This is a genomic window from Clostridium pacaense (assembly GCF_020709765.2).
Lineage (GTDB): Bacteria > Bacillota > Clostridia > Lachnospirales > Lachnospiraceae > Enterocloster > Enterocloster hominis.
In genome coordinates this window covers 259888-272943 of the sequence record NZ_JAJFEB020000003.1, presented here as the reverse complement: position 1 = coordinate 272943, position 13056 = coordinate 259888, and the positions used below count along the sequence as shown (strand labels likewise).

14 protein-coding genes and 2 tRNA genes are annotated in these 13056 nt (G+C 49.6%); 3 read left to right on the top strand and 13 right to left on the bottom strand.

Translation table 11 applies throughout. The features are described from left to right. Window positions 1-9 precede the first annotated feature (9 nt). From LK536_RS37365 to LK536_RS37340, 6 genes are all read right to left on the bottom strand, one after another. Window positions 10-981, bottom strand: a complete 972-nt coding sequence (locus LK536_RS37365) for a transglutaminase-like domain-containing protein (protein WP_330507571.1) — start codon at window positions 979-981, stop codon at window positions 10-12. Window positions 982-1012: 31 nt separating this feature from the next. Continuing rightward, on the bottom strand, window positions 1013-1756 hold the full coding sequence (gene rlmB, locus LK536_RS37360; protein ID WP_008721666.1) for a 23S rRNA (guanosine(2251)-2'-O)-methyltransferase RlmB: 744 nt from the start codon (window positions 1754-1756) through the stop codon (window positions 1013-1015). Then, window positions 1753-2247 carry a ribonuclease III domain-containing protein gene (locus LK536_RS37355; RefSeq protein WP_235712101.1) on the bottom strand — a complete coding sequence of 165 codons (495 nt, stop codon included), beginning with the start codon at window positions 2245-2247 and terminating at the stop codon, window positions 1753-1755. The genes rlmB and LK536_RS37355 overlap by 4 nt, the downstream gene beginning before the upstream one ends. A gap of 35 nt (window positions 2248-2282) precedes the next feature. Next, the gene (gene cysS, locus LK536_RS37350; protein WP_008721663.1) at window positions 2283-3692 is read right to left on the bottom strand and encodes a cysteine--tRNA ligase; all 1410 of its coding nucleotides are present in this window, start codon (window positions 3690-3692) and stop codon (window positions 2283-2285) included. Between the two features lie 72 nt (window positions 3693-3764). Continuing rightward, window positions 3765-4307 carry a 2-C-methyl-D-erythritol 2,4-cyclodiphosphate synthase gene (ispF, locus tag LK536_RS37345; protein ID WP_008721661.1) on the bottom strand — a complete coding sequence of 181 codons (543 nt, stop codon included), beginning with the start codon at window positions 4305-4307 and terminating at the stop codon, window positions 3765-3767. 92 nt (window positions 4308-4399) lie between these two features. Further along, window positions 4400-5326, bottom strand: coding sequence for a diacylglycerol/lipid kinase family protein (locus tag LK536_RS37340; protein WP_025483208.1), 927 nt, complete (start codon window positions 5324-5326; stop codon window positions 4400-4402). A gap of 191 nt (window positions 5327-5517) precedes the next feature. Between LK536_RS37340 and LK536_RS37335 the strand changes: the two genes are divergently transcribed. Together LK536_RS37335 and LK536_RS37330 are read left to right on the top strand one after the other, a co-directional pair. Beyond that, a tRNA-Val gene (locus LK536_RS37335) sits at window positions 5518-5590 on the top strand. Window positions 5591-5611: 21 nt separating this feature from the next. Next, window positions 5612-5685: transfer RNA gene (locus LK536_RS37330), tRNA-Met, on the top strand. A gap of 348 nt (window positions 5686-6033) precedes the next feature. On the opposite strand, the gene LK536_RS37325 is transcribed toward LK536_RS37330, so the two are convergent. Beyond that, on the bottom strand, window positions 6034-6315 hold the full coding sequence (locus LK536_RS37325) for a GNAT family N-acetyltransferase (protein ID WP_474912284.1): 282 nt from the start codon (window positions 6313-6315) through the stop codon (window positions 6034-6036). Window positions 6316-6897: 582 nt separating this feature from the next. Here LK536_RS37325 and LK536_RS37320 point away from each other — a divergent pair. Next, window positions 6898-7311, top strand: coding sequence for an EamA family transporter (locus tag LK536_RS37320; protein ID WP_008721651.1), 414 nt, complete (start codon window positions 6898-6900; stop codon window positions 7309-7311). A 450-nt stretch (window positions 7312-7761) separates the two neighbouring features. Here LK536_RS37320 and LK536_RS37315 read toward each other — a convergent pair whose 3' ends face one another. The 6 genes from LK536_RS37315 to LK536_RS37290 all read right to left on the bottom strand — a co-directional run bounded on the left by LK536_RS37315 (window position 7762) and on the right by LK536_RS37290 (window position 13017). Continuing rightward, window positions 7762-7944 (bottom strand): hypothetical protein, encoded by a 183-nt coding sequence (locus LK536_RS37315; RefSeq protein ID WP_227795294.1) that lies wholly within the window; start codon window positions 7942-7944, stop codon window positions 7762-7764. Window positions 7945-8158: 214 nt separating this feature from the next. After that, the gene (gene bcp / locus LK536_RS37310; RefSeq protein ID WP_227795293.1) at window positions 8159-8632 is read right to left on the bottom strand and encodes a thioredoxin-dependent thiol peroxidase; all 474 of its coding nucleotides are present in this window, start codon (window positions 8630-8632) and stop codon (window positions 8159-8161) included. 170 nt (window positions 8633-8802) lie between these two features. Then, window positions 8803-8991 (bottom strand): hypothetical protein, encoded by a 189-nt coding sequence (locus tag LK536_RS37305; protein WP_025483212.1) that lies wholly within the window; start codon window positions 8989-8991, stop codon window positions 8803-8805. Continuing rightward, window positions 8984-11023, bottom strand: coding sequence for a PTS fructose transporter subunit IIABC (locus LK536_RS37300; RefSeq protein WP_227795292.1), 2040 nt, complete (start codon window positions 11021-11023; stop codon window positions 8984-8986). Before LK536_RS37300 ends, LK536_RS37305 begins: the two co-directional genes overlap by 8 nt. Before the next feature lie 21 nt (window positions 11024-11044). Beyond that, window positions 11045-11947: a 1-phosphofructokinase gene (gene pfkB, locus LK536_RS37295; protein ID WP_227795291.1), complete on the bottom strand. Its 903-nt coding sequence runs from the start codon at window positions 11945-11947 to the stop codon at window positions 11045-11047. Window positions 11948-12162: 215 nt separating this feature from the next. Further along, window positions 12163-13017 (bottom strand): MurR/RpiR family transcriptional regulator, encoded by an 855-nt coding sequence (locus LK536_RS37290; protein WP_008721638.1) that lies wholly within the window; start codon window positions 13015-13017, stop codon window positions 12163-12165. Between the last annotated feature and the right edge of the window lie 39 nt (window positions 13018-13056).

Genomic DNA, 13056 nt, shown 5'->3' with positions numbered 1-13056 from the left:
GCCTCCCAATTAATAGCTGTATTTGGCCTTATAGTTAGCGCCGTTGCCGATATACTGCATGATTTCCTGGCTCTGGCCGCTGGAGGACGCAAATGTGGGATCCATCAGTTTCCAGCTGTTGCCGTCAAAATAAATCACATTGTCCACCCAGCCCTGGCCTTCCAGATAAACATTAATCCAGGCATGATACAGGTTGCCTGTATAACCAACCACCAGCTTGGTGGGTATGTCCTGGGAACGCAGCATGGCTGTCATCAGGGCCGCATAGTCAAAACAGATACCCTTTTTCTGCGCCAGCACCACGTCCACATTGGGAAGGTAGCCTGACTGCACGGATGTGGCCTTGGCCGTGTCATAGGTAACATTGCTGATGACATAATTGTAAATATCAGTCACCACGCCAATCTGGTCCGCTGCGCCTGCTGCCACGGCAGCGCCCGTCTGCACGGCAGCGCTGGCAGAGTTAAAATTCACATACTGGTTCGGATATAAAAATGGCCCGAACTGGTTGGTGATACCGGCGTCAATGGACTGGCTGAAAGCCTGGGAATACTGGTTGCCCTGGATATTCTCAAATACCTTCACCTGATAGGAGCCGCTGCCCTCTGACAGCGGGAATACTTCGTACACCCCGCTGTTATTCAGATCATATGTATAGGTCTCAGAGCCGCTTTTTGTAATCTGTATCTTAATCTTTCCCACGCTTCCTGTGTACTTGACCATGATATAGCCCTCTGATACATTGGAAGCATCCAGGGTAGCCTTCTCATTCTTATAGGTGGTCACGCCGGAAGCAATGGGGGTCCGCACATAACTGCCGGCAGGCTTATTATATAAAGGCACCTGGGTATCTTCTATCACCACCGCATCCCGGCCGGACCCGGCCCATGCCGCAGCAGCCGGGAGACTTCCCGATACAATGGCCGCGGCCGCGACGGCAGCTGTTAACTTTATAACTGGTTTACGTATTATTCTCATCATAAATTCACCTCCTGCCTGCCTATGGGGAATATTATGGCATCATGCGCTGTCTCACGATTTCATATGCCAGGACCCCGGCTGCCACGGATGCATTCAGGGAGTCAATATCGCCCTTCATGGGAATGGAGGCCGTCATATCGCAGTGTTCCCTGACCAACTTGCCAACGCCTTCCCCTTCATTGCCAACCACAAGCCCAATGGGGCCTTTCAGGTTCACCTTATACATGATGTCGCCGCCCATGTCCGCGCAGACAAACCACATCCCCTTTTTCTTCAGGTCTTCCATGGCAGCCGTCAGGTTGGTGACCTTTGCAACCGGGGTATAGTTAAGGGCGCCTGCGGATGTCTTGGCAACCGTGGCTGTAAGCCCTGCCGCCCTCCGCTTGGGGATGATGACCCCGTGTGCGCCTGCCAGGTTGGCTGTCCTTATGATGGCCCCCAGGTTATGGGGATCCTCTATGCCGTCTAACAAGATGAGGAACGGCGGTTCCCCTTTCTCCTCTGCAGCCTTCAGCATGTCCTCCACCTCTGCGTACTCATAGGCCGCCGCATAGGCAATCACGCCCTGATGCTTCCCTGTCTCCGATATCTGGTCCAGACGTTCCCTGGCAACGTAATTCACAATGGTATCATGTTTCTTGGCTTCCCTCACAATGGTGCGCACGGGTCCGTCCTGACAGCCGTCCAGCACGAACAGCTTATCAATGGTCTTGCCGGAACGGAATGCTTCCAGAACCGCATTACGCCCCTCTATGGTCAGTTCTTCATATCTCATGTCATGTCTCCTGTCTCTTGCCCAGCCCCGGTGTCTGCGGCTGTCCTGTCCTGCGCTGCCTGCCCATCCATGGCAGCCGTTTCATCTTCCCTGCCCGGCAGTTCCCCAAGCCTTATGAGGCCCTGGCTTACCAGATATACCAGCCTGTCATACCGTTCCTTAAGGAACAGCCAGCCCGCCAGGGCTTCCAGTCCCGTGGCCGTCCGGTAATCAATCACCGATGCGTTCTTGGCCGTTGTCACGGATTTGGCGTTGCGCCCCCGTTTGTACACGGCGTGTTCTTCCTCTGTCAGCAGGTCTTCAATGGCCCTTATAAGGGCTGCCTGGGTTCCTGCCTTAACCAGTCCGGCGCTGCGCTTGTGCATCTTATTCACCTGCATGCTGCCATGGTTGACGACCCTGGAACGGATCATGAGTTCATACACCGCATCCCCAATATAGGCCAGAACCAGTGGCGAGTACATATTCGCGTCCACTGGTTCAAGATTCATACACTGTTTATAATATGTCAGAAAATCAACTGAAGTTACACTCTCTTCCACTTTACGCCCTCTCTGGTATCTTCCAGTACAATGCCCATATCAAGAAGCTTTCCGCGGATTTCATCTGCCAGTGCAAAATCCTTATCTTTTCTGGCCTGCTGTCTGGCCGCAATCATTTCCTCAATGTCGCTGTCCAGCACTTCTTCCTTCTTCTCAGTTATGATGCCCAATACATCGCACAGCTGCTCAATGTTCTTCTTAAGGAAGGACACATACGCCTTGGTGCTGCCGGAATCAGCCGTTGTATTGGCCAGCTTCACCAGCTCGAAGACAACCGAGATGGCATCCGCTGTATTGAAATCATCGTCCATGGCTTCCTCGAACCTGCCCAGCAGCTTCCCTGCCTCTTCCATGCTGCCCTGCTCCGCACAGGTTTGTGCCGCGCCCTCTGCCTTTGCCTCCAGGTCCCGTAACTTATCCACACAGGTCAGGATACGCTCCAGGCCGTTCTTAGATGCCTCCATCAGGTCGGCGCTGAAGTTAAGGGGACTGCGGTAATGGGCGCTGAGCATGAAGAAACGCAGCACCTGTAAATCGTACTTTTCGCTGATTTCACGGACCGTAAAGAAGTTGCCCAGGGATTTGGACATTTTCTTATTATCAATGTTAAGGAATGCGTTGTGCATCCAGTAGGTTGCAAACGGTTTGTCATTGGCGCACTCGCTCTGTGCGATTTCATTCTCATGGTGTGGGAAGATTAAGTCCTCGCCGCCCGCATGGATGTCAATCTGCTCGCCCAGATAGCGTTTGGACATGACGGAACACTCAATATGCCAGCCCGGACGTCCGTTGCACCAGGGTGACTCCCAGAAAGGCTCCCCTTCCTTTTTCGGCTTCCACAGCACGAAATCACTTGGGTCTTCCTTCCCCTCCTCGCCGGTCACCTTAATCTCGCGGAAACCGGACTGCAGCTCATCCAGATTCTTATGGGACAGCTTGCCGTACTCCTTGAAGGAACCGGTCCTGAAATAAACCGTGCCGTCCTTTGCCACATACGCATGGCCCTTGTCAATCAGGGTCTGGATCATCTCCAGCATGCCGCAGATTTCCTGGGTTGCCTGGGGATGTACCGTGGCTGGCTTGACATTCATGGCCGCCATATCCTTTTTGCACTCCTCAATATAGCGCTGTGAGACAGTGTCCGCGTCCACGCCCTCTTCAATGGCTTTCTTTATGATTTTGTCATCCACATCCGTAAAATTGGATACATACTTCACATCATAGCCCTTATACTCAAAATACCTGCGTACTGTATCAAATACAATCATGGGCCTTGCGTTGCCGATGTGGATTAGGTTATACACCGTGGGGCCGCATACATACATCTTGACCTCGCCCGGTGTCAATGGCACAAATTCCTCTTTTCTTCTGCTCAGTGTGTTAAATATCTTCATACTCTTATTCTCCTCGTGGATAAATTCTCTCTTATCTACCTGATTTTCCTTAACCTTTATATGTCTTTTATCTCATCCCCGGCCACAGCCAGGACAGCTTTTACAGCCCTCAGACATCATTTTATTATCATAGCAGTAGTCTGCCGGTTCCGTCAATAAGGTAATTGCCTGAGAAGAAATCCCTTCCCCTGTTCCTGTAAAGCCAAGCCCCTCCTCTGTAGTGGCCTTGACACTGACCCTTCCTGCATCCAGGTGGAGGGCCTCCGCTATATTGGCCGCCATCTGCGGCCTGTACGGTGCAAGCTTAGGTTTCTGGGCAATGATGGTTGCATCGATATTCTCAATCACATACCCCTTCTCATCCAGAAGTTCCCCTACCCTTCTTAACAGTTCTATGCTGGAAATCCCTTTATATGCAGGGTCCGTATCCGGGAAATGCTGTCCGATGTCCCCCAGCGCGGCTGCCCCTAAAAGGGCATCCATCACTGCGTGGACCAGCACATCTGCATCCGAATGGCCAAGAAGCCCCTTTTCATAGGGAATGGCCACTCCTCCCAGAATCAGGCTGCGGTCCTCTGCCAGCTTATGAACATCGTATCCTTGTCCGATTCTCATAGATTCTCCTTACTATATGCTTTACCATATACTTTCTTATCTTGGTTTTCTTTCCATGGGTTTCTTTACCATGGACATCTTTCCATGACGTACTATACCATCATCCTTACCTTCCTGGCAATACATCCCGCCTGGATATCCGTCTGGAGGCCGCAGTTCTCACCATCCGCATGGACCGGAAGGGCCGCCTCCGTATGGATGGCAATCTCCCTGCACTCAAAGCTGCGCACCCCCTTCTGCTTTCCCTTACGCCTTGTGAGGGCTGAAAGCAGGACCGGAATCAGCCTTGCCTTGGCGGCATGGCTGACCACGCATATATTCATCTTCCCATCACTTCCATCCGCTCCCGGTGCAAACAGGAAGCCGCCGCCTTCTGAAGGCTGTATGTGGCATGAGATGAAAAGAATATTATTAAATTCTACTTTCTTCACCCCGTCCAATACGATATAGCCCTTGGAGGACTTACATCGGAAAAACTGGCGTATCCCAAAGATGATATAAGAAAGTCTTCCCAATCCCATACGGCTTAAACGCCTGCTGCACCCGCATGACAGTACATCCTGGCACACGGATGCATCATAGCCAATTCCCGCGCTTACAAGGAAACGCCGGTGTGACAATTCATGCTCCCCGTAAGAAAGCACGCCATAATCTATCATGGTAAAATGCCTGGGTGTCAGCTGCTTTTTCAGGCACTTAAGCACACTTCTCGGCATGCGGAGACTCCGGGCCAGGTCATTACCCGTGCCGGCGGGTATATATCCAAGGCTTAAAGGCGCATGGAAAGAAACGCCGTCCAGGACCTCATTCATGGTCCCATCGCCGCCGACCGTGATGATGTAGCGCGGCTCGCGGACACCATCGGTCAGCTTCCTGGCAATGAGCCTGGCATCACCAATCCCCTCTGTCAGGAAAGCTTCATATTCTATATTATGATTGTCCATATAGCGGGCCATGGCCTTCCAAAGCTTCATGCCTCTGCCGCTTCCCGCGTTGGGGTTTACGATAAAGTTATACATGAGGGGTATGCAAAGTCCTTTCCAGTGCATTGATTAATTTCTAATATCTGTCGATTATTATACCATAATCCCATATAAAACACTAAGAAAATTTCTATAAAAAAAATAGTTAAAAAAGTCTTGACAATTACCACAATTTATCATATACTGTACAGGCAGTCGCGATTGAGCTGCTGCGAAGCCTGGAATGTGGGGTCTTAGCTCAGCTGGGAGAGCATCTGCCTTACAAGCAGAGGGTCACAGGTTCGAGCCCTGTAGGCCCCACTACCTACCAAAATTTAATATGGCGGAATAGCTCAGATGGCTAGAGCACACGGTTCATACCCGTGGTGTCGAGAGTTCGAATCTCCCTTCCGCTACTTCTTAACAGCCCTGAAAGCTTGAGGAATCAAGTGTTTCAGGGTTTTTGCTTTGGAAAATCTTTGATAACACTTGGTAACTTTTGATAACACTTTTATATCACCATTCTTTTGTTTGCAGCTTTTTCTAATTCCCGTTCCCTCTCAGATACGTCTTTTGGTCAAAACAATAATTATTCAAGGATCTTCTATTGAATAGTATTAAAAAATGAGTTTACTCTGTCTTAGGGTAAACTTAGGAATGTTATGCCAATGGCCTACGCTTTATCCGCCAAAGGCGAAGCAAGAATAATTCGTACACAGTTCGCAATGGCTCTCATTATAGAACAAACTGTTCATTCGCTTGTGTTATTGCATCTTTTTTTCAAGAATAAAACTTCCTTCTTCAATGTCTTTGGGGTTTTCAATTCTTACAACATAGAATCCGCATTTATTGATGTAAAAATTATGATTTCTACGAGAAAAAATAGGGGTTTCTGTTTTCCATACCTCTGTATCCGAAAACTCATGTTCAACAAAATCCCATACTAATTTTCCAATACCTTTGTTCTCTGCTACCGGGTCAATAAACACATTGCCAAGAAAGTTTTGCTTGGTGTCTGCATTAATCCAAAGTATTATTGCACCAATAACCTTTCTATATCCTCATCCTCTTCCCCCTTCACGCCCAATCTTTGGCATAGGCGTTGATAGGCATTCATTATCTCTGCATATGCCTGTTCACATACCTTACCTTCCTCGAATTCATCTTCCACACGGAACCATTGTGGCCTTTCACAGCGTGATTTAGCTGATAAACTCCAATTAGCCGACTTAAACTTTGATAAGAACATAATTACCCGGATTGAAACCAGCAGCCGTTTTGTGAATGACTTTGAATTAAAAACATTGTCTAACTTTTTTGGTGTATCCTATTCTTATTTGCTTGATGGGATTCCGACATCTGAAGACTTGGAAAAATATCCGGATTTACTTCCATGATAATATATAGAGGGGATACCTCCATTAATGTTTATTTTAAGGGGACACCTGCAACAGGATGTTCCCTTTTTGTCGTAATGCCATTATAGCTGTAACGCCATTATATAAGTTTCCTGCATGGCACATAAAAACCAGAAAAAATAAAATCGTGATGGATTATCCCCCATAAATGGTGCTATTATTAAAGTAAACCAACAAACCACCTTTACACCACCCACGGAGGAATCAAACATGTGGCTTCTTTTCGCATTAGCTTCATCCCTGTTCGCAGCATTGACTTCGATTCTGGCAAAGATAGGAATCGAGGGAGTGAATTCCAATCTTGCAACCGCCCTGAGGACCATGGTCGTGGTAATCATGGCCTGGGGAATGGTATTCCTTACAAACTCCCAGGGCGGGATTGTCAGCATAACGAAAAAAAGCTGGCTTTTCCTTATCCTGTCAGGGATGGCCACCGGCATATCCTGGCTCTGTTATTATAGGGCATTACAGATTGGGGAGGCATCAAAAGTAGTCCCGGTTGACAAATTAAGCGTTGTCGTGACAATCATATTGGCTTTTGTTTTCTTACACGAAAGCATCACCGTCAAATCGGTCATCGGCATGATATTGATTACGGCAGGTACCCTGTTCATGGTTTTATGAATCAGCCGGACATACAGCAATCGCAATCAGCCCCATCCAAACCGGCCACTGGATTCCAGCCCCCGTATCTTCCTTTTAAAAGCGGGGACCGTTCATATGGCTCTCCTGCCTGCTGAAAGCCTTCATGCTCCCCTATGACAAAAGAAAAAAGGCCGCCTCCCACTTCCATTTATCCACAATCATGATACCACTAGATATAGATAAACACAATTTCCAGCCAAAATATCTTGTATTCCCGGTGGATATTGTGGATAAGTCTGTGGATGATTTGTGAATTATATGTGGATAGGTACGCCTGTAGCAATCCTTGAAACCCTTCCTTAAACTGTTGGGGAATGCAGTTTCATAGTCACATTCATTTACAGCTTTTATTGAATACTTATGGGCAGGCAGGAAAACGTCACCAATGATAGTACGGACCGTCCAAAGCGTCCCTTCATGGCCATTCCTTTACTGATACGGCCCCTTTTTTATTGCCATCATGATCAAGGCCACATCCAGGTTAACCTTTGCCTTCTCATTACTAATAAATTTCTCCCAATTTTCATCAGCGCTGTCCGGAAACAGCTTCATGGCTGCAAACATATCCTCAGCTGCCTTTATTGACTGATATATGACATATGATTCCCACATCTTACTATCCCCATATAAATTATTTATACACTTGCCGTGCATTGCTATACCATTCTAAATTCCTAATCATTGGAAATCAACCGGATATTTGTGCACATAGGCACATAGTATGGATTTTCAGGGTATAAAAACAGCAGCCCCTGCGGGAAATGTTCCCGAAAGGCTGCTTAAGACAGATGGCTGGAATGAATGTTCAAACACCCCCTAATACTACCTAATCTTCCCTGTCCGTCCTGTCCAGATAATCCAGTATCTCCTGGGCATTGGTATCTGGCTTTGCCTTTTCAAACACTTTTTCAATCACGCCGTCTTCATCAATCACATATGTGCTTCTTACCACACCCATGGATACCTTTCCATAAAGTTTCTTTTCCTTCCACACATCATATGCCTGGATGGCTGTCAGTTCCGAATCCGACAGGAGGATGAAGGGCAGGTCATGCTTGGCTGCAAAGCCTGCATGTGATTTCTCACTGTCCTTGCTCACCCCGATAACCTCCACATTCCTCTCCTTAAAACCACTATAAGCCCCCGCAAACGCACAGGCCTGCCTGGTGCACCCCGGCGTATTATCCTTCGGATAAAAATACAGCACCACCTTCTTACCATTAAAAGAAGACAGGGTAACTTCCTTCCCCTCCTTATCCCTAAGTGTAAAATCCGGCGCCTTTACTCCAACTTCCAGCATGTTCTTTCCTCCTACTGCACTTTGTGTTTCTTATATGTTTCATACGTGTATCCTATGTGATACACATCTGAATCCATATTATTCCCTCATCTGCAAGTTGTCAAGGCAGAATATGTTCCTGGATACTGCTCCCGTCTGCCTCTCCCGTCTGCCGTCACAGGCCGCTGTTCCTATCTGCTGCTCCCGGCCGCCTCTCCGGTCTGCTGTCCCAGGACGCTGTTCCTATCTGCTGCTCCCGGCCGCCTCTCCCGCCTTCTGTCCCAGTCCAATGTTCCTATCTGCTGTTCCCGGCTGCAAAGCAGGCAGCCCCGCCTGAAACGCCGGAACTGCCTGCCAATACAAATACTCCCTTTATTCATTTACATTCTTTTTAAGGAACCCAAGGATGACACAGCCCACTGCCGCCCCTGCCACAACCGCAGCCAGATACATGAACGGATTGCCAATGGTAGGCAGTACGAAGATGCCTCCATGGGGTGCGCGCAATGTACAGCCAAATGCCATGGAAAGCCCGCCTGCCAGCGCGGAACCGATGATACAGGACGGAATGACACGCAGCGGATCCTGTGCGGCAAAGGGAATGGCTCCCTCCGTGATGAAGGATAGTCCCATGACATAGTTTACAATGCCGGACTGGCGGTCCTTTGCCGTGAATTTCTTTTTAAAGAAGGTGGTGCATAGCGCAATGGCAATGGGCGGGACCATTCCTCCTGCCATCACAGCCGCCATGACTTCGAAGTTGCCCTCGGCCAGCTGGGCTGTTCCGAACACATAGGCTGCCTTGTTGAATGGTCCGCCCATGTCGATGGACATCATGCCGCCCAGCACCATGCCCAGCACAATCCTGCTGGCGCCGCCCATGCCGTTCAGGAAATGGGTCAGTCCGTCATTAATCATTCCCATGTAAGGATTGATGAAGGTGGTGACAACGGCTGCCAGGAAAATCCCGATAACCGGATACAGAAGTACTGGTTTGATTCCTTCCAGGGACTTGGGAAGCTTTGAGAACAGCTTTCTCAGGCCAACCACGATATATCCGCCTACAAAGCCTGCAAACAATGCTCCCAGAAATCCAGCATTCACGTCCCCGCCCGCCGGATTTGCAAAAGTGGCGCCCATCTTTGCAATCATACCAGCCACAAGGCCGACTGCCAGTCCCGGACGGTCGGCAATACTCATGGCGATAAATCCTGCCAGGATGGGAAGCATCATACCGAATGCCTGCTCCCCGATGGTCTTAAGATATGCTGCCAAAGGAGTGTTCTTACCAAAATTGGACGGGTCAATGGAGTAGTCATCAAAGAGGAATGCCAGTGCGATAAGGATGCCGCCTCCGATTACAAATGGAAGCATATGGGAAACACCGTTCATCAGGTGCTTGTAAATGGTCCGTCCCACACTGTCATTGCCGCTGTCTGATGATACACCTTCTGAACCGGTATGATGATAAACCGGAACCGTTCCGCTCACAGCCCTGTTAACCAGTTCCTCCGCCTTGTGGATACCGTCAGCAACCGGTACCATGATAACCGGCTTCCCGTCAAACCGGGCCATCTCCACGTTCTTGTCAGCAGCAATGATAATGGCGTCAGCCGCAGCTATCTCCTCCCTTGTGAGTACATTCTGGGCGCCGCCGGATCCATCGGTTTCAGCTTTTAATGGAATTCCCAGCTTCTTACCCGTGTTCTCCAGGTTCTCGGCAGCCATGTAGGTGTGGGCGATTCCGGTGGGGCAGGCAGTGACCGCAAGCACGCGATAGCCGCCGGACGCCTTGGCATTTCCACCCAGACCGCCTGACGCCTTGGCATCTCCGCCCATACCGCCGGACGCATTGCCTTTTCCAGCTGATTCCCCATCCGTCTGGCCATTCCCAACCAAATCATCCGAAGCCTGCCCATCCTTCCCGGCGTCCGCTCCCTCCGGAGCGCCAAAGCGGGCAACCTCTGCCTCATCAATGATCTTCAGGAATTCGTCCTTATCCTTTGCAGCAATCAGGTTCTCCTTAAACCCCGGATTCATTAAAAGGGTGGACAGACGAGACAATGCCTCCAAGTGTACGTCCGCTCCGCCTGCCGGGGCAGCAATCATGAACAGCAGATGGGCCAGGGAACCGTCAAATGCCTCATAGTCCACTCCGTCCCTCACCACCATGGCCGCCAGCCCGGGTTCCTTTACCGCTTCCACCTTTGCATGGGGGATGGCAATCCCTTCGCCGATTGCCGTACTGCCAAGGGCTTCCCTGGCAAGGATCCCTTCTTTATATCCAGCCTTGTCATTCAGGCGTCCGCCTGCATCCATGAGTGATACCAGTTTATCAATGGCTTCTTCCTTGGAATCAGCCGCAACATCCAGTCCAATACTTTCTCTTTTTAATAATTCCGTTATGCGCATACAACTCGCCCTCCTGGTTCATTAAAGTGTTTCCATAAGTTTCATGATATCCTGCCTTGTTCCGATTCCATCTGAAAATGCCGTCGCTCCGCCGCATGCAGTGCCCAGCTTCAGTGCATACCTGTAATCGCCTGTTTCCAGGTACCCGGCGATGAACCCGGCCACCATGGAATCCCCGGCCCCGACCGAATTCTTAACCGTCCCCCGTGCAACGCCCTGCCTGTAAATACTGCCGTCCTCCGCCACAAGGATTGCCCCGTCCTTTGCCATGGATACCAGCACGTTGACCGCGCCCATTTCCTGAAGCTTTCCTGCGTAGGCCGCAATGTCCTCATCCGTGGTCACCGTGACACCGAACATCTGCCCCAGTTCATGGTTGTTGGGCTTGATGAGGAAAGGATGGTACTTCAGGACATTCAGCAGCAGGTCCTTTTCCGCATCCACGACAATCTGGATTCCCCTGCCGTCAAGCATCTCCATGATACGCTCATAGATATCCGCATCCATGCAGGCCGGAATGCTTCCGGAAAGCACCAGCACATCCCCCTGTTCCAGACCGGACAGCTTATCAAAAAGCACCTTCACATCCCCGGCCGTTATCTCAGGGCCCATGCCGTTGATTTCGCTTTCCTCATCTGATTTCAGTTTCAGGTTTATCCGGGACATCCCCTTCCCCACCTTAATGAAGTCTGACTGAAAGCCAAGTTCCTTAACTCCCCGCTCAATCTCATCCCCTGTGAATCCTGCCACAAACCCCAGTGCCGTGCTTTTATACCCCAGGTTTGCCAGCAACGCCGATACGTTGATGCCCTTGCCTCCATAAAAGATGTTCTCCCTGACCGTCCGGTTGACCCTTCCCAGTGTGAAATGATTTACGGTTACCACATAGTCCAGCGCCGGGTTGAACGTTACTGTGTAAATCATATATCACTTACCTCTCTTTTCATGAAAATTTATTTCTTTGTTGTCTTAATCATAATACGATATTGTTTTTTCGTCAATAGTTATTTATAAGAAAATATATTTCTTATCACATTTCATCACAATATACAAACAGGCAGCCTGTATATGTAAAAAGCCGCCTGTTTTTTGTGCATTTTTTCTATTTTCTCTTCTGTAATTTTACGATTATTTCCAAATCACTTTTTATCTGGCGATATGGCATTTTCATGACGGCGGATATGGTCCACCGCATCCTTCTTCCCCGCCATCAAAAGCAGGTAGAGTATCTCCATGACCGCCGTGGCCGTTACCCTTGAGAACCAGAATTCCTCTGTCAAAAGCTTTTCCCTGGTGGCAGTGACAATCCTGTAATCCGATATGGCTGCCAGGGGAGAATTGCTGTTATTGGTAATCAGTATGAGCGTGCACCCATTCTCCTTCGCCCCCTGTGCCAGGGTCATAAGGCGCTTGGACGAGCCGGAATTGGATATGATGAGGATTACATCCTCAGGTCCCAGATTAAAGGTATAGGCGGTCTGGCTCTCCCATATATCCCCGGCCACTGCCGCAATCCCCAGCTGGTTAAACTTAAATGCGCCGTCCAGGGCAACGGGAATGGTGTTGCCCACCGCCGCAAGCTGTACCATACGCGCGTGCTCCAGCTTGTCAAGGATCTGCTCCAGGTTCTCCGGCTTCATCATGTTCACTGTCTCGGTCAGTTCCGCCACCTTATTGGCAAGGATGTTCTGCAGGGACTGGGACAGGTCATGCCTGTCAATGTCATTGGAAATGTTCACGTCCCCCCGTTCTTCCTCCAGCACCTCCCTGGCCAGTGCCAGCTTCAGGCTGTGGAATCCCTTAAACCCGCATCTCCTGCAAAAACGCGATACCGTGGCGTCACTGGTGCCGCTGGCCTTGGCCAGTTCACCTACCGTCATATCCACCACATCCGCCTTATGCTCCATCATATAATCCGCTATCTTTTTTTCTGCTTCAAAAAATCCGTCATAGGAGGAGCAGATGACTCCCAGTGCGCTTCGTGTCTCTCCCATATCACATTCCGTCCATTCTGTGTAAATTTATTTCATAGG